The organism is Sphingopyxis sp. sgz302558, assembly GCF_057220455.1.
The window spans coordinates 590345-607449 of the sequence record NZ_JBXPUZ010000002.1 but is presented as its reverse complement, the minus strand read 5'-3'; the positions used below and the strand labels follow the sequence as shown (position 1 = coordinate 607449).

Annotated in this window: 14 protein-coding genes; 7 read left to right on the top strand and 7 right to left on the bottom strand. The window is 62.7% G+C overall.

Going from position 1 to position 17105, the window contains the following annotated elements; all coding sequences use genetic code 11:
- The first annotated feature begins 63 nt into the window (after nucleotides 1-63).
- Nucleotides 64-1242: a sensor histidine kinase gene (locus AC2TC0_RS08430; RefSeq protein WP_484717060.1), complete on the top strand. Its 1179-nt coding sequence runs from the start codon at nucleotides 64-66 to the stop codon at nucleotides 1240-1242.
- Nucleotides 1242-1973, top strand: a complete 732-nt coding sequence (locus AC2TC0_RS08425; RefSeq protein WP_484717059.1) for a LytR/AlgR family response regulator transcription factor — start codon at nucleotides 1242-1244, stop codon at nucleotides 1971-1973. Before AC2TC0_RS08430 ends, AC2TC0_RS08425 begins: the two co-directional genes overlap by 1 nt.
- 226 nt (nucleotides 1974-2199) lie before the next feature.
- On the opposite strand, the gene AC2TC0_RS08420 is transcribed toward AC2TC0_RS08425, so the two are convergent.
- Entirely contained in the window at nucleotides 2200-2529 is a 330-nt protein-coding gene (locus tag AC2TC0_RS08420) for a UrcA family protein (protein WP_484717058.1), read from the bottom strand.
- A gap of 418 nt (nucleotides 2530-2947) precedes the next feature.
- Between AC2TC0_RS08420 and uvrA the strand changes: the two genes are divergently transcribed.
- From uvrA to AC2TC0_RS08395, 5 genes are all read left to right on the top strand, one after another.
- Nucleotides 2948-5845: an excinuclease ABC subunit UvrA gene (gene uvrA / locus AC2TC0_RS08415; protein ID WP_484717057.1), complete on the top strand. Its 2898-nt coding sequence runs from the start codon at nucleotides 2948-2950 to the stop codon at nucleotides 5843-5845.
- A 55-nt stretch (nucleotides 5846-5900) separates the two neighbouring features.
- Nucleotides 5901-6344, top strand: coding sequence for a hypothetical protein (locus tag AC2TC0_RS08410; protein WP_484717056.1), 444 nt, complete (start codon nucleotides 5901-5903; stop codon nucleotides 6342-6344).
- An 83-nt stretch (nucleotides 6345-6427) separates the two neighbouring features.
- Nucleotides 6428-7474, top strand: a complete 1047-nt coding sequence (locus AC2TC0_RS08405; RefSeq protein ID WP_484717055.1) for an acyl-CoA dehydrogenase family protein — start codon at nucleotides 6428-6430, stop codon at nucleotides 7472-7474.
- Nucleotides 7475-7590: 116 nt separating this feature from the next.
- Nucleotides 7591-8823: an acyl-CoA dehydrogenase family protein gene (locus tag AC2TC0_RS08400; RefSeq protein ID WP_484717054.1), complete on the top strand. Its 1233-nt coding sequence runs from the start codon at nucleotides 7591-7593 to the stop codon at nucleotides 8821-8823.
- A 172-nt stretch (nucleotides 8824-8995) separates the two neighbouring features.
- Entirely contained in the window at nucleotides 8996-10876 is a 1881-nt protein-coding gene (locus AC2TC0_RS08395; protein WP_484717053.1) for a hypothetical protein, read from the top strand.
- A 532-nt stretch (nucleotides 10877-11408) separates the two neighbouring features.
- Here AC2TC0_RS08395 and folP read toward each other — a convergent pair.
- The 6 genes from folP to glmM all read right to left on the bottom strand — a co-directional run bounded on the left by folP (nucleotide 11409) and on the right by glmM (nucleotide 17086).
- A complete protein-coding gene (folP, locus tag AC2TC0_RS08390; RefSeq protein WP_484717052.1) occupies nucleotides 11409-12539 on the bottom strand; it encodes a dihydropteroate synthase in 1131 nt (376 codons plus the stop codon).
- Between the two features lie 99 nt (nucleotides 12540-12638).
- On the bottom strand, nucleotides 12639-13757 hold the full coding sequence (locus AC2TC0_RS08385; RefSeq protein ID WP_484717480.1) for a DNA methyltransferase: 1119 nt from the start codon (nucleotides 13755-13757) through the stop codon (nucleotides 12639-12641).
- 202 nt (nucleotides 13758-13959) lie between these two features.
- Nucleotides 13960-14526, bottom strand: coding sequence for a ribonuclease HII (locus AC2TC0_RS08380; protein ID WP_484717051.1), 567 nt, complete (start codon nucleotides 14524-14526; stop codon nucleotides 13960-13962).
- A gap of 110 nt (nucleotides 14527-14636) precedes the next feature.
- On the bottom strand, nucleotides 14637-15404 hold the full coding sequence (gene thiD / locus AC2TC0_RS08375; RefSeq protein WP_484717050.1) for a bifunctional hydroxymethylpyrimidine kinase/phosphomethylpyrimidine kinase: 768 nt from the start codon (nucleotides 15402-15404) through the stop codon (nucleotides 14637-14639).
- Nucleotides 15405-15409: 5 nt separating this feature from the next.
- On the bottom strand, nucleotides 15410-15634 hold the full coding sequence (locus AC2TC0_RS08370) for a DUF1272 domain-containing protein (RefSeq protein WP_484717049.1): 225 nt from the start codon (nucleotides 15632-15634) through the stop codon (nucleotides 15410-15412).
- 111 nt (nucleotides 15635-15745) lie between these two features.
- Nucleotides 15746-17086, bottom strand: a complete 1341-nt coding sequence (gene glmM / locus AC2TC0_RS08365; protein WP_484717048.1) for a phosphoglucosamine mutase — start codon at nucleotides 17084-17086, stop codon at nucleotides 15746-15748.
- Between the last annotated feature and the right edge of the window lie 19 nt (nucleotides 17087-17105).

Below are 17105 nucleotides of genomic sequence, written 5' to 3'. Positions count from 1 at the left end.
GCCCGTTCGACCAAAATCCGCACGGGGGCTGCAAAGCCCGCGTCACCTTGCTATGCAGGCGTCGTGAACAAACCCACCTCGCCTGCCCGTTTCGTTGCTGACCAGCGCGCGCGCTTGCTCGCTGCGCCGCCCGAATGGGCTGCGGCGGATGCGCGCGTCGATTGGCGCGTGGCGGTGGGGTCGATCATCGCCATGTGGGCGATTTATTTCCTGATTACCACCGGCCTTGCCGCACTCGCGGGCGCACCCGAACAGGTCGGGCTGATGGGGCGCCGCGCCATTGTCGTCGTTTTTGGCGCGCTGTGCACATTGCTGCTTTATCTGCTGCTCATCCGCGTCCAGCCGCGTTCGTTCGGCGCGCGGCTCGGCGTCGCGTTCGGCGCAGCGGTACCGCTGACCATCCTTTACGCGATCATCAATCTTTATGCCTTTTTCGTCTGGTTCCCCACCGACGAGAGCGTGAAGATCATCGCCGAAGTGCAGGACAAATACCCCGCTGCCTGGCAGACGGTGTTGGTGCTCGACAGCAGCATAAGATGGTATTTCTTCTTCGCCGTCTGGGCCGCGCTCTATGTTGCATTGGGCTATGCCAATGAAATGCGCGCGGTGGAAAGTCAGGCAAACACCTATCGGCTAGAGGCCAAGACCGCGCAGCTGCGGGCGCTCCATTATCAGGTCAACCCGCATTTCCTGTTCAACACGCTCAACAGCCTGTCCTCGCTGGTGCTCGCCGGGCGCAAGGCCGATGCCGAAGCGATGATCATCAACCTGTCGTCTTTCCTGCGCAGCAATTTGGCGGCCGACCCCGAAACCCTGGTCACACTGGCCGATGAAATCGCGCTGCAGCGGCTCTATCTCAACATCGAACAAGCCCGCTTCCCCGATCGGCTGCACGTCGATGAAAATGTCCCCGCCACGCTGGAAAATGCGCTCGTGCCGGTGCTGATCCTGCAACCGATCATCGAAAATGCCATCAAATATGGCGTCGGCCCGGCACGTAAGCCGATCGGCATCCGCCTCGATGCGTCGGCCGAATATGGCCAGCTGGTGGTCTCGGTCAGCAACGATATCGACCCTGATGCGCCCGTTCCCGCTCCCGGCACCGGCCTGGGTCTGAACAATGTCCGCGACCGGCTGATGACGCGTTACGGTGCGCGCGCCGGGTGCGAATGGGGGCCGAACGAGGCGGGCGGTTTCACCGTCACCCTGTGGCTGCCGCTGGGCGATGAGGCCTTTTCCTGATGGACCGCACGCTCCGCACGCTGATCGTCGACGACGAACCGCTCGCCATTGAACGGCTGCAAATACTCGCGGGCCAGCAGGAAGGCGTGCTGCTCGTCGGGACCGCCAGCGACGGCGCATCGGCGCTGCGCATGGTCGAAGCGCTCGCCCCCGATCTGTTGCTGTGCGACATCGCCATGCCCGGGCTCGATGGTCTGGGTGTGGCTGCTGCGCTCGACAAGCTCGACACCCCGCCTGCCGTCGTTTTCGTGACCGCCTTCGATAAATTTGCGGTCGCCGCGTTCGATGTTGCCGCGGTCGATTATCTGCTCAAACCGGTGTCACCAGACCGCCTTGCCCGCGCCATCGCGCGCGTGCGCGAACTGCGGCAGGGCGATCCGGCGCAGCGGCGCGGCAACTGGATCAATGAATTCTGGGTCCAGCATCGCGGCGAAATGCTGCGGATCGACGCCGATACGGTCGACTGGATCGAGGCCGAGCGCGACTATATGCGCCTGCACGTCGGCCCGCGCAGCTGGCTGATCCACCAGACCATCAAGGAACTGGAAGTGCGGCTCGACCCCGCTGCCTTCCTGCGGATCCACCGGTCAAAAATGGTGCGGCGCGATCGCGTCCGCGCGCTCAAGCATCATGGCGATGGCGCGTGGAGCATCGATCTGGGCGAAGCCGGTCAGCACCGCATCGGCCGCACCTATCTGCACGACGTCAAGGCGATCATGCAGCAAGGGTGAGACGACAGGGCACCTAGCCATCGTCGTCCTAAACGCTATCGTCGTCCTGAACTTGTTTCAGGACAACAAGCCACTCTCTGTCCGTTATCCTGAAACAAGTTCAGGATGACGAAAAGTTGGCGACGAACGTCACGTCCTTGCAAACGAAGCAAAGCAATCCAGTGCGGCTTGTCGCTGCCCTGGATTGCTTCACCTTTGGCTCGCAATGACGAGCTTTACTTCTGCCTCAATCCGCGCGCGCGTAGCGCTGCGCGGCCTTGCGCACCGCGTCGGCGACCTTCGGCTCGACGCGCTCGATGGCAGCCTTGCGGCATTCGTTGGCGCGCGCGCGGTCGGCCAGCGACGTGGCGCTCCTGAAACCGCAGGCCGAATTGGCGGCCATACGCAGGCGGGTTTCAAGCCGCTCGCGTCCACGCTCGTTGTTGAGGTCAAGGTCGTCATAGCGCACGATGCGGCTGGTGGGTTCATAGGGCCCTGTGTTCTGCGCCAGCACCGGTGCGGCGCTGGCAACAGTGGTGGCACATATGGCGGCGAAAAGGGTCAGTTTACGTGTCATGGGGGGGAGAGCTTTCTTTTCCTATAGGCCGCAGTCCCGCCCGTTCTGGGTCTGGGGCAGCGGCCATGCTGCGAAATGGGGCGCGGAGCCGAAGGCGAAGAGACCGGGGAAGCACCACCGCCTCCGAACCCCGCAGCCCCCTTCTACGAACTGTATTACCGTGGTGCGACACGGCTTCGATTACATCTGTTTACGTGTCGATGGGGGGACGGACGACGGATGCAAATCGACCAACGGCCAAAGCGATGAAATGAGGGTGAAACAAAGGGCCATGTTCGCTTGCAGCTTGACTCTGTCGCGGCCCACGCCACTTGCTGGGTGCAATCTATCTCGTCCGCACCATATTGCATCGGGCGAACAAATCTGGAACATCCACTCCTATGAGTCTCACCCGCATCCGCCAGCATAGGTTTTCCATATGCTGACCCACATCAAAGTGCGCGGCGCGCGCGAACACAACCTCAAGGGCGTCGATGTCGATCTGCCGCGCGACAGCCTGATCGTGATTACGGGGCTGTCAGGCAGCGGCAAATCAAGCCTCGCTTTCGACACCATCTATGCCGAGGGGCAGCGGCGCTATGTGGAGTCGCTATCGGCCTATGCGCGCCAGTTTCTGGAAATGATGCAAAAGCCGGATGTCGAACATATCGACGGCCTGTCGCCTGCCATTTCCATCGAGCAGAAAACCACCAGCCGCAATCCGCGTTCGACCGTCGCCACCGTCACCGAAATCTATGACTATATGCGCCTCTTATGGGCGCGCGTCGGCGTGCCCTATTCGCCCGCCACCGGGCTGCCGATCACCGCGCAAAATGTCAGCCAGATGGTCGACCGCGTCATGGCGCTGCCCGAAGGCACGCGCGCCTATCTGCTGGCCCCCGTCGTGCGCGGGCGCAAGGGTGAATACCGGAAAGAACTGGCGCAGTGGCAAAAGGACGGCTTCACCCGTGTTCGCGTCAACGGCGAATTTTATGACATTGCCGACGCGCCGGTGCTCGACAAAAAATACAAACACGACATCGAAGTGGTGGTTGATCGCATCGCCGTGCGCGAAGGCCTCGAAACGCGCCTCGCCGACAGCTTCGAAACCGCACTGAAGCTGGCCGACGGGTTGGCCTATGTGGATTTAGCAGATGGCAATGTCCCCGGCCGGGAGGAAGAGGACGCCGCGGGGGGCGCAATGAAGGGCGCAGGCCTGCCCCCTAACCGTATCGTCTTCAGCGAGAAATTCGCCTGCCCCGTCTCGGGATTCACCATCGCCGAGATTGAGCCGCGGCTGTTCAGCTTCAACGCCCCGCAGGGCGCCTGCCCGGCATGCGATGGTCTTGGCGAGCGGCTGGAGTTTGATCCCGAGCTGGTCGTCCCGAACCATGCGCTGTCGATCAAACAAGGCGCGGTCGTGCCCTGGGCCAAATCGAACCCGCCCAGCCCCTATTATATGCAGGTGCTCGCCAGCCTCGCCAAAGCGTACGGGTTCAGCCTCGACGCGCCGTGGAGCAAACTCAGCGGCGAGCAGCAGCTGGTCATTCTTTACGGCAGCGGCGGCGTGCCGGTCGAGCTGACCTTCATCGATGGCCGCCGCACCTTCACCACCAAAAAGCCGTTCGAGGGCGTCATCGGCAATTTGAACCGCCGCATGCTGCAAACCGAAAGCGCGTGGATGCGCGAGGAACTGGGCAAGTTCCAGACCGCGCAGCCGTGCGAAACTTGCCACGGCGCGCGGCTGCGTCCCGAACCGCTCGCGGTCAAGATCGCGGGCGAACATATCAGCATGGCGGCGCAGCGCAGCGTCGGCGATGCGCTGGCGTGGTTCTCTGGCCTCGAGGACAAGCTGACCGACACGCAGCGCCAGATCGCCAAAGCCATCCTCAAGGAAATCAACGAGCGGCTGGGCTTCCTCAACAATGTCGGGCTCGATTATCTCAACCTCAACCGCACCAGCGGGACGCTCAGCGGCGGCGAGAGCCAGCGCATCCGCCTCGCTAGCCAGATTGGCAGCGGCCTGTCAGGCGTCCTCTACGTGCTCGACGAGCCCAGCATCGGGCTGCACCAGCGCGATAACGACCGGCTGCTCGCCACGCTGCGCCGCTTGCGCGACCTCGGCAACACCGTGATCGTCGTCGAGCATGACGAGGATGCGATCCGCAGCGCCGACCATATCGTCGACATGGGCCCCGGCGCGGGCGTGCACGGCGGCGAAATCGTCGCTGAAGGTCCGCTCAAAACGGTGCTGAAAAGCAAGAAGAGCCTGACCGCCGACTATCTCAACGGCACGCGGCGCATCGACGTGCCGAAGCGTCGTCGCCCCGGCAATGGGCTCGATCTGGTGCTGAAGGGCGCACGCGCGAACAATCTGCTCGATGTCACCGCGCGCATTCCATTGGGCACCTTCACCTGCGTCACCGGCCTTAGCGGCAGCGGGAAATCCAGTCTGGTCATCGACACGCTCTATGCCGCGGCCGCACGCACATTGAATGGCGCGCGCGTCGTCGCGGGCGCGCACGACAGCCTGACCGGGCTCGAATATTGCGACAAGATTATCGACATCGACCAGTCGCCCATCGGCCGCACCCCGCGTTCGAACCCTGCGACCTACACCGGCGCCTTTACCACCATCCGCGACTGGTTCGCCGGGCTGCCCGAGGCGCAGGCGCGCGGCTACAAGCCCGGGCGGTTCAGCTTCAACGTCAAGGGCGGGCGCTGCGAAACCTGCGCCGGCGATGGCCTCATCAAAATCGAGATGCACTTCCTGCCCGACGTCTATGTGACGTGCGAGACGTGCCACGGCAAACGCTACAACCGCGAAACGCTCGAGGTGAAGTTCAAGGGGATGAGCATCGCCGACGTGCTCGACATGACGGTCGAGGATGCCAACGACTTCTTCAAGGCCGTCCCCGCGATCCGCGACAAGATGGCGATGCTGTGCGAAGTCGGCCTTGGCTACATCAAGGTCGGCCAGCAGGCCACCACCCTGTCGGGGGGCGAGGCGCAGCGCGTCAAACTCGCCAAGGAACTCTCGCGCCGTTCAACCGGCAAGACGCTCTACATCCTCGACGAGCCCACGACGGGGCTGCATTTCGAAGATGTCCGCAAGCTGCTCGAGGTGCTCCACGCCCTCGTCGACCAGGGCAACAGCGTGGTCGTGATCGAGCACAACCTCGACGTTATCAAAACCGCCGACTGGATCATCGACATGGGCCCCGAAGGCGGCGTCAAAGGCGGGCGGATTGTGGCGGAAGGCACGCCAGAGGTGGTGGCGAAAACCAAGGGCAGTTTCACCGGCGAATATCTCGCCCCGATGCTAACCGGGCATTAAATTCATCGCCTTACGCTCCCCCCACGACACAGGGAGGCGGCGCATGCGACTTTGGATGATCATCGTTCCGGCCGTGGCGATGGGCGGACTTAACGAGGCATATAGCGAGTGGCGCGAAAGCCCGCCCAGCGCCCAGAGCGAGGCGCGCCGCCAATGCATCGCGATCGCCGATGACAATGGCTTCACCCGCATGGAAGCGGTCGAGATGTGCGGCTGTGCCTTGCGCGCCGCGACAAAGTGGAAGCGCGCGAACGATGACGCCGAATATACGCTTGCCGTTCACCAAAGCCTCGCGCAGCCCTGCATCGAAGAGGTCATAGCAAAGCGTGACGACCCACCGCCCTTCGGAACCTTCACCTCCGGCCCGCCGCCGCCGCGCCCGGCCCCGCCCGAAAGCCTGCGCCGGCGCCTCGAGATGAGCGAGTCGTATCGCCCAACGACCGCCCCCGGCGAAGGCGACTCCGTCGCCACCTACCCCGAGGGCCAGCACGGCTATTAATCCAGCGCTGGCGGGCTGACCCCACAACCCCATTGACTGCGCGCGCCTTCCCCTTACGTTCACGTAAAGGGAGAGACGACGCCATGAATTTCCAATTTTCGGACGAAGCCGAAGCGCTGCGCGACCAGGCGCGCAAATTCCTGGCCGAACGCGCCGACAAGGCCAAGGCGCGCGCCGTCATGGAATCGGGCGCCAGCCACGACGCCGCGCTGTGGGCCGAAATTGTCGCGCTCGGCTGGCCCGCGCTGCGCATTCCGGAAGAGCACGGCGGCCTTGGCCTCTCCATCCTCGACCTGTGCGTGCTCGCCGAAGAAGTTGGCCGCGCGCTCGCGCCGGTGCCCTTCACCAGCTCGGTCCTGCTTGCGACCGAGGCGCTGCTCATCGCCGGCACGCCCGAGCAGCAAGCGCGCTGGCTGCCCAAACTTGCCGAGGGCAGCGCGATTGGCACCGTCGCCCTGTCCGCCAAGCCCGTCACCGGCGACACGCTGGCCCCCGTCCACGACGCCGCGGCCGCCGATTTCATCATCTTCACCGCGCCCAATGGCCTGCACCTCATTGAAACCGCGCAGTGCAAGGTCGAACCCGTCGAAACCGTCGACCTTGTCCGCCGAGCCTCGCGCGTGACCCTCACCGGCCATGCCGCCCCCATGGCGGGCGGCGGCACCGCCGCCGAAGCCTTCCAGCACAGCGCCGCCATCCTCCTCGCTTTCGAAGGGCTGGGCGGGGCCGACGCGGCGATGGAAATGGCATTGGGCTACACGCAGCAGCGCGTCGCCTTTGGCCGCAAGATCGCGGGCTATCAGGCGGTCAAGCACCGCCTTGCCGACATGTACATCAAGAACCAGCTGGCGCGCAGCCACGCCTATTATGGCGCCTGGGCGCTCAGCACCGATGCCCCCGAACTGGCGCAGGCCGCCGCGGGCGCGCGCCTCGCCGCGATCGATGCCTATCAGTTTGCGGCGGAAGAAAATGTCCAGCTGCACGGCGGCATCGGCTTCACCTGGGAAAGCGACTGCCAATTTTTCTATCGCCGCGCGCGCACGCTCACGCTGGCCTTGGGCGGCAAGGCGCTCTGGGCCGACCGCCTCGTCCGCGCGCTCGAACAGCGCAATTCGGCGATGGCAGCGTAAGATGCATCGTCATTGCGAGGAGCGCAGCGACGAAGCAATCCAGGGGCGGCTCCGCACCGCTCTGGATTGCTTCGCTGCGCTCGCAATGACGAACTGATTGGAGAGAGGCACCCAACATGGATTTCAACGACACCCCCGCCGAAGCCGCCTACCGCGCGCAGGTGCGCGAATGGCTGGCCGCCAATGCCGACGCGCTGCGGGCGGAGGATTATTCCAGCCGCGCCGAATCCATCGCCGCCGCCAAGGCGTGGCAGGCGCGCAAATATGCCGCGGGCTATGTCGGCATCACCTGGCCCAAAGCCGTCGGCGGCCAGGGCGGCACCGCGATGCAGCAGATCATCTTCAATCAGGAAGAGGCAAAGGTCGGCGCGCCCACCGGCCTCTACGCCATCGGCCTCGGCATGTGCATCCCCACCGTCTTCACCCACGCGCTCAGCCCCGACATCGCCGCGCGCTATGTGCCCGCTGCGATGAAGGGCGACGAAGTGTGGTGCCAGCTGTTCAGCGAACCCAGCGCGGGGTCCGACCTTGCCGCCATCCGCACCCGGGCGGAGCGCGATGGCGACGACTGGATCATCAACGGGCAAAAGGTGTGGACCAGCGGTGCGCACCTGTCCGACTATGGCATCATCGTAACCCGCACCGATCCGTCGGTCCCCAAGCATAAGGGGCTGACCATGTTCATCGTCGACATGCGCGCGCCCGGCGTCGACGTGCGCCCCATCAAGCAAATGTCGGGGGGCAGCGAATTTAACGAGGTGTTCTTCACCGACGTGCGCATCGCCGACACCCACCGCCTCGGCGGCGTGGGCGAAGGGTGGAAGGTATCGCTGACCACGCTGATGCACGAACGCCTGGCCGTCGGCGGCAAACCCGCGAGCGCGCCCGGCGTGCAGGAAATGATCGAGCTCGCACGCGCGATTGCCACCGACGAAGGCGGCAGCGCGCTCGAACAAAGCCACGTCCGCCAGAAAATCGCCGACGCCTATATCGCCGACCGCGGCATCGCGCTGACGCGCATGCGCACGATCAGCGCGCTATCGAGCGGCCGCACCCCCGGCCCCGAAAGCAGCATCAGCAAGGTCGTCGTCGCCAAAACGATGCAGGAAATGGGCGCCTTCGCCACCGACCTGGCCGACAGCGCGGGCGCGATGACGGGCCCCGACGCCCCCGCCCTGCCCCACATGACGCGCTTTCAGGGCAGCTACATCGGCGCCGCCGGCCTGCGCATCGCCGGCGGCACCGACGAGATTCTGCGCAACATCATCGCCGAGCGCGTGCTGGGCCTGCCGGGCGACGTGCGGCCCGACAAGGATGTGCCGTTTAGCGAGGCGGTTAAGTTGGGGTGATGGGGGGGGGTGCGACCCACGGCAACCTATATTTTCATCGCGCAAGCACAGAACCTAGTTAATCTAGAGGCAATGGCCCACCAAAACTAGGTTTTCACCTCAGCACATCAGCTGCTGCGAAGTTGCGTATCAGATCGACTTTAGCATTTGAGCCAGCTAACATAATTGCCGTATGATGGGCTCAATCCGTAATTTTTTCCGAGATCGCAGTACCGCCTTCAGACGGGCGATTGCAAGGACGCCCGCCAGCGTCAATCGTAGCGTTCAATACGTTACAAGCAAACTTGTTAGACTTACTTGGCAAGAGATAGCGTTCTTTTTCTTGCCCGTCTGGATATTAACAAACATAGCCATATCACTAGGACCATACGTACAGCTGGTAATTGAGAGTGCTGTCAACAACAAAGCACCTTCGATTTATGATGCAGCATACGGGCATGGCATAGTCCAGTTCCCAAATTTAGGCCAATGGTATGCCACAATATTGGATCCTTATATTTTAGTCATGTCTCTGGCTATTTCTAGCCCTGTGCTATTTTCTAGAAAAATTCTAAATATATCACTCTACGCAGGCATATTGACGTTCGTTGTTTGGATGATATACGATTTAACATTGTACATATTACAGTCCACAGAATTTGAATTTTCCTTAACTGTAAATTTATTTTTCAATATCTGTGGCGGAGTGCTGATTTTTATCGTTTATTTCGTTCTGTTTTACGTATATAGATTTCTAACAGAACGATCTTTCAAATATCGTAGAGAATTTTTTTCGATAATTTGCGTATTTTTTGCGATACTAACGTCTACATTTGTCTATTATGGCCTGACGCTATTTTTTCAACCGACTCTTGTGCGTGTTGAAGCTCATTTGAATGCGCCAAATTCCGGATTTTTTCGTGCCGGAGGAGCGTCGCGCTTAGAGAAGTATGGCCTAGACGAAAGTTCACTGCGCAATTTCACGTTTTTTCCTAGTGGAACCCCTGCAGCCAGCATTAACTTAACAGATCCCGAGGGTAGGTTAGTCGCGACGCTTGCTCCAAAGAGGCGGGGGCGCCTTTATGATGTGAATATCTCTGTTTTGCGGAACTGTATGCATCTTTCTAAAGTTAGGGAGGTTGTCAATAAGCCACGCCGAACTATCCTTCATTTCCCGAATGTAAAGACTTTTAATATTTCTCTCGAAAATTCTAGAATATCTAATCTTTGGCTGGTAGAGGAATCTACAATCGAAGTAATTCCAAAGATACTTTCATTTTATTGGCTTGACACAAGCACGGATAGAAAAATTGCGATTCCAAATATTTCAACATTTCTGACTAAAGATGACGTAGTCAAGATTTCCGGTAATGATCTGTCGTTCGGGCTTTCAAGCCTGATGGTGAGCTTGGGGAAACCAGACACTCAATCCCGGTCCGTCCGTTACGCATTGACCGTTGATGGCGTAAATAAGGCGGTTAATCTTGTACCTAGCGGGAGCTTAGCGGAAGGGACCTTCGCGGAATGCAGCGAGGCTCCCGGGCTAACGGTAAATTCAGACGAAAATGAATTTGACCTCTCTTTGTCCGACGTAGCGTTGGGAGCAACTCTTTGGGTCGATGTGACAGAAAGCAATGCGGACGGGTCATTTGTGACTGACAAGTCCCAGCTCAAAATTGAAAACGCGAATGGCTGGCTGAACGTCGAGGCCAAGGCTGATAGCGAAGAATACGAAGGTAGTCTCGGTGACACTGGAATAATCTCGTTTTCGGAAGCAGGGAGCGACGTTTGGATAGATGGGGTGAAACAAGAAGCCCGAAGTTCAGGTACCTATTTGATCGCCGGCTCTCTTCGAGGCCAGTACGATGGCCCTAATAAAGTTCACCTTGTTGGTTTTGGCGATTCCGTTTGGAGAAATAACAGTAGAATCAATCCCACCAGATGGGAACGTATGGAGATCGAACTTAAAGTGATGCTTTTGACAGCCTTTGGCGCATTAGGAATGTTGCTGCTTCGTTGGATGTATTCAGCACGGAGCGAGATTTTCGCTGAAGTAAATTCTGAACTGCAATGAACACTGATTTCCTGTGGGGCTGTGGCGGGGTTGCGGTGCGGTTATGATGACTCCCTGCCTAACCCCCAAACTCTGACCGCACCCCCGGTCGGGGACACGCAACCCTTCGACAAGCTCAGGGCAGGCGGACATGTCCTCGGAACACGCCTCCCCCTCTGCGTCCCCTGCGGACCTCCGCGATCTCTGCGTGAACCCCATCCCGCCGCGCAGCCCCACGCCCCCCAAACTTTCCCCTTTCCTACATCCGCCCGATCGGCTTAGCCTGTTGCCAATGCCCGTTCGCTTGCGCCGCGCCGCCCCGCCTTCCGCCCCGCGCGCCGGTCCGCGCTTAAAGCGACAAAAGATACAGTCGGGAGTGGGGTGGCCGTGGCTTTTGTTGCTTTAAGGGGGCGCACCCCGCCGCCGGGGGGCGGTGGCCGGGGGGATAGGGGGATGCTTCTACTTTCTGAAGAATCCGCGGGTTTTGCGGGGTCGGTGGGGCGCGCTTTGGGGGGTGATAATCCTCCGCGCGTGGCGGGGGGATGCGCCCCCCCTACCCCACCAGCGCGGCGTCGCGCAGCCCGCGCCACATGCGCAGCGCCTGGCGCGATTCGGGGACGTCGTGGACGCGCAGCAGCTGCGCGCCGTGGCTCGCCGCCTGATAATGCAGCGCGATCGATCCGCCCAGCCGCGCGTCGGCGGCGGCTTCGCCATCCAGCGCGCCGATCATCCGCTTGCGGCTCGCGCCGAACAGCACAGGGCAACCCAGCGTGTGGAACAGCGCCAGGCCGCCCACCAGCGCCAGATTGTCCGCCACGCCCTTGCCAAAGCCGATGCCAGGGTCGACGATGATGCGCGCGGCATCGATCCCTGCCGCCGTGCACGCGGCCACGCGCGCGGCCAGCAGGTCGTACACATCGAACAGCGGGTGGGCATAATCGCCGCCCTCGTGCGGGTCGCTTTTGGCCGATGGCGCGTGCATCAGCACCACGGCGCAGCCCGCCTTGGCGACCACCTCCAGCGCGCGCTCGTCATAGCGCAGCGCCGATATGTCGTTGACCAGCCCCGCGCCCGCCGCCAGCGCGGCTTCCATCACCGCGGCCTTGCGCGTGTCGATCGACACCGCGACGCCGCCCTTGGCCAGCGCCGCGACGACGGGTTCGACGCGCTTGATCTCGTCGCCTTCCCACACCAGCGGCGCGCCGGGGCGCGTGCTTTCGCCGCCGACATCGACGATCGCCGCCCCCGCCGCGGCCATCGCAAAGCCCGCGTCGATCGCGGCCGGTCCATCGACATGCTTGCCGCCGTCCGAAAAACTGTCGGGCGTGACGTTCAATATGCCCATGATCTGCGGCTCGTTCAGCCGGATGGTCCGCGCGCCCAGCTGCAGCGGGCCGCGCGGGCGCTGCACCGCGGCCACCTGCCGCTGCGCCGCATCGCCCAGCGCCGACGGCATGGCGGCGATCCACTCCGCCAGATCGGGCACCGGCACGATGGCCGATTGCACGCTCGCCCCATCGACCAGGCTGACATGCCACGCCGCGAACCAGACCATCGTGTCGGCAAGGCGCAGGCACGCCTCGTCCAGCTCGTGCGGGCGATCAACGAAACAGGTGGGGCGGCAATAGAGGCGCGCGCTGCCGGGAGCGCTGCTCAGGTCGGATTTGGTCAGGGGGGTGAACATATTGCTTCCTTACCCGTCATTGCGAGCGAAGCGAAGCAATCCAGAGCGGTTTACCCAAGCGCTGGATTGCTTCGCTTTGCTCGCAATGACGAATTGCGGTTACGCCTCATTCGCCAGCAACCAATCCTGCCGCACCGCGTCGATCACGCGCAATCCCTCGGCGGTTTCGACATGCCAGAAGGTCCAGCCGTTACAGCTCGGCGCGCCCTGCACGCTCGCGCCAACCTTGTGGATCGATCCGCTCGCGCCGCCATGGTCCAGCGATCCGTCGATGCGCACCGTCGCGCGCCAGCGGCGCTTGGCGTCGGTCAGCACCGCGCCCGCCGGGATCAGTCCCGCCTCGACCAGCATGCCAAACGCCACGCGCGTCGCCGCCGTCGGCGCCATCATCGTCTTCAATGCGCTTTCATCGAGCGGCAGCGCCATCGCGATGCGTTCCTCGGCGGCGGCGATATAATCATCCTCGCGCTCGATGCCGATGAAATGCCGCCCCAGCCGCTTCGCCACCGCGCCGGTCGTCCCGGTGCCGAAAAAGGGGTCGAGCACGACATCGCCGGGGTTCGAGCAAGCGAGCAATATGCGGTACAGCAGCGCCTCGGGCTTTTGCGTCGGGTGGACCTTGTGCCCCCCTTTTTTCAGCCGCTCCTGCCCGCCGCAAATCGGGATCAACCAGTCCGACCGCATCTGGAGTTCATCATTCAGCGTCTTCATGGCGCGGTAATTGAAGGTGTATTTCGCCTTCTCACCCATGCTCGCCCAGATCAGCGTCTCGTGCGCGTTGGTAAAGCGCGTGCCCTTGAAATTGGGCATGGGGTTGGCCTTGCGCCAGACGATGTCGTTCAGGATCCAATAGCCCTGATCCTGCAGCGCCGCGCCGACGCGGAAGATGTTGTGATAGCTGCCGATCACCCAGATGCTGCCGCCGGGCTTCAAAATGCGCCGCGCCTCGGCCAGCCAGGCGTGGGTGAAACGGTCATAGGCGGCGATGCTGTCGAACTTGTCCCATTCGTCATTCACCGCATCGACCGTGCTGCCATCGGGGCGGTGCAGGTCGCCGCCAAGCTGCAGGTTATACGGCGGATCGGCGAAAATCAGGTCGACCGACGCGGCGGGCAGGCTGCGCATCATCGCCACGCAATCGCCCTGCAGGATGGTGTCGAGCGGCAACGCCGCCGCTTTGGCCGCCGTCTTGTGGCCGACCTTTTCCATCACGCCCATCGTCGTTCCCCCGTCCATCGGCGCGCCAGGACGGGCCCGCTAGCCGAGGTGTGAGTCCGGCGGAGTCCGCCGTCAAGCTCAAAGACTTAGGTCGCAGGCCTGACAATATGGTTAACGCGGCGCGAACGAATGGAGTCCGCCACAGCATGTGGAGTCCGCGCGCGCATGCGGACTCAAGGGGTGGTGGTGTGGCGCGAAGGACTCACAGCGGCAAAAAATGCTGCGCGACAGGGGCAAAGCTGCGCCGGTGCAGCGGCGATGGCCCCAACGCGCGCAAGGCGGCTAGATGCTGCGCCGAGCCATAGCCCTTGTTCGACCGCCAGCCATAGCCGGGGTGCGCGGCATCGGCCTCCGCCATCAGCCGGTCGCGGTGCTGTTTGGCGATGATGCTGGCCGCCGAAATACAGGGCTCGATCGCATCGCCGCCGACAATGGCGCGCGCGCGGTAGCGCCATTGCGGCAGGCGGTTGCCGTCGACCAGCACTTCAGCCGGTTCGGCCAGCTCGGTCGCCAGCGTATCCACCGCGCGCGTCATCGCCAGCATCGTCGCCTGCAGGATGTTGATGCGGTCAATCTCTTCGGCGCTCGCCACGCCGATTGCCCAGCGGCACCGCGCCTTGATCTCGGCTTCCAGCGCTACCCGCCGCCGCTCGCTCAGTTTCTTGCTGTCATCCAGCCCGGCGATCCCGCCATCGCACAGCAGCACCGCCGCCGCGACCACCGGCCCCGCCAGCGGCCCGCGCCCGGCCTCGTCAACGCCGATAATCACAACGGAGCCTTGATCAAAACACCGTAGCCCTGAGCTTGTCGAAGGGCGTGCCGCCGCGACGCGCGCTTCGACAGGCTCAGCGCTACGGTTGAGGGCGTGGGCCTCACCTACTATGCCTCATCGTCCAGCAGGAAATCGGTCACGCGCTGCTGCCCCAGCGGGCCATGCCCCTGCCCCAGCCCCGGCGCCTCCATAATCGCGATGCGGGTGAAGCTGATTGCGCGCTCGACCGCGTCGCCGATTGCCATCCCCTGCCCCAGCCCCGTCGCAATGGCGCTGGCCAGCGTGCAGCCGGTGCCGTGCGTATCGTTGGTGTCGAAACGCTTGCCCTCCCAATGCCGCTGCTGGCCCGAAGGCGAAATCAGCGTATCGACCACCACCGCGCCGTCGCCGTGCCCGCCCTTGACCAGCAGGTGACAACCATGGCGCAGGACCGGCGCGGTGCCGCCCAGCGCATTAAGTTCGGGCAAGTTAGGCGTCACCAGCGCCGCAATTTCCATCAGCTTGCCAAAGGCTGCGATGGTACGCGCATCGGCCAGCACCGATCCGCTCGTCGCCACCATCACCGGATCAAACACAATCGGCACGGTCAGCGCGGTCAACCGCGCGGCCACCCGCTCTGCCGTCTCGGCGCTGCCGATCATGCCGATTTTCACCGCATCGACACCGATATCGCTGACCACGCTGTCGATCTGCGCCAGCACCATCTCGGTCGGCACCGCATGCACCGCCTGCACCCCCAAGGTATTCTGCGCTGTGATCGCGGTGACCGCGGTCATCGCATGCCCGCCCAGCATGGTGACCGTCTTGATGTCCGCCTGAATCCCCGCCCCGCCGCCGCTGTCCGACCCGGCGATGATCAGGATGCGTGCGGTCACGAGGGTCAGCGCTTGTAGCGCCGCACTGTCGAGGCCGGATGCTTTTCCAGATGCTTGGCATCACGGATCGGCCGGTCGAGCAGGTCGCCGCCGCAATTGGGGCAAATCTCGTCAAGACGGTCGGCGCAATTGGCGCAGAATGTGCACTCGAACGAACAGATAAAGGCACCGTGCATCTGCGCGGGCAAATCCACGCCGCATTTTTCGCAATCGGGTCGCATTTCAAGCATATATCTAACTTTCTAAACCGCCTGCCCTGAGCTTGTCGAAGGGCCGTCCTTTCGCTGTGGTTAAAGAAAGGACGGTGCTTCGACAAGCTCAGCACAAACGGTGACGGGAATTTAGGTGGCAGTCGCGGTGCGCACCGCATCACAAATCATATCGACCACTTGGGTTACTTGGCCCGCATCATCGCCTTCGGCCATCACGCGGATCAGCGGTTCGGTGCCTGACGGGCGGATCACCAGGCGGCCTTTGCCCGCCAGTGCCGCTTCGCCCTCGGCAATCGCGGCCTTGACCGCCGCATCCTCCAGCGGCGCGCCGCCGGCAAAGCGCACATTCTTCAGCAGCTGCGGCACCGGATCAAATTGGTGGAGCAATTCGCTCGCGGGCCGCCCCGCACGGATCAGCTCGGCGAGCACCTGCAGCGCCGCAATCGTCCCGTCGCCGGTCGTCGCATGGTCGGACAATATCATATGCCCCGATTGCTCGCCGCCGACGTTAAACCCGCCCGACTTCATCCGTTCGAGCACATAGCGGTCGCCGACCTTGGTGCGCTCCAGCGTCAGCCCTTGGCCCTGCAAATGCCGCTCCAGCCCCAGGTTCGACATCACCGTCGCGACCACGCCGCCACCTTTGAGCAGGCCCTGCCGCGCCCAGCTTGATCCGATCAGCGCCATGATCTGGTCGCCGTCGACAATCTTCCCCGCCTCGTCGACGATGATCAGCCGGTCGGCGTCACCATCCAGCGCGATGCCGATGTCCGCCCCGCTCGCCACCACCGTTTCCTGCAGCAAGGCGGGCGAAGTCGATCCGCACAGATCATTGATATTGGTACCGTTGGGCGTGACGCCGATGGTGATGACATCCGCACCCAGCTCCCAAAAAGCGGTCGGCGAACTGTTGTACGCCGCGCCATTGGCGCAATCGATCACCATGCGGATGCCATCGAGCCGCACGGCTTCGGGCAAGCTCTGCTTGACCGCATGGATATACCGTCCGCGCGCATCCTCGATGCGCTTTGCACGCCCGATCGCGGTCGGCGCCGCCAGCCTGGGCTCGCGCGCCAGTTGCAGCTCGATGTGCCGTTCATCCTCGTCGGACAATTTATAGCCATCGGGGCCGAACAATTTGATGCCATTGTCCTGATAGGGATTGTGGCTCGCCGAAATCATCACGCCCAGATCGGCGCGCATCGACCGTGTCAGCATCGCCACCGCTGGGGTTGGCATCGGCCCCACCTGCACCACGTCCATGCCGACGCTGGTAAAGCCCGCGACCAGCGCATTTTCGATCATATAGCCCGACAGGCGCGTATCCTTGCCGATCACGACGCGATGCTTGTGGTCGCCGCGCAGGAAATGCGTCCCCGCTGCCATGCCGACGCGCATCGCAATTTCGGCGGTCATCGGCGCCGTGTTGGTCAGCCCGCGAATCCCGTCGGTGCCGAAAAACTTGCGCATCCCTGCGGCTCTCCCTAAC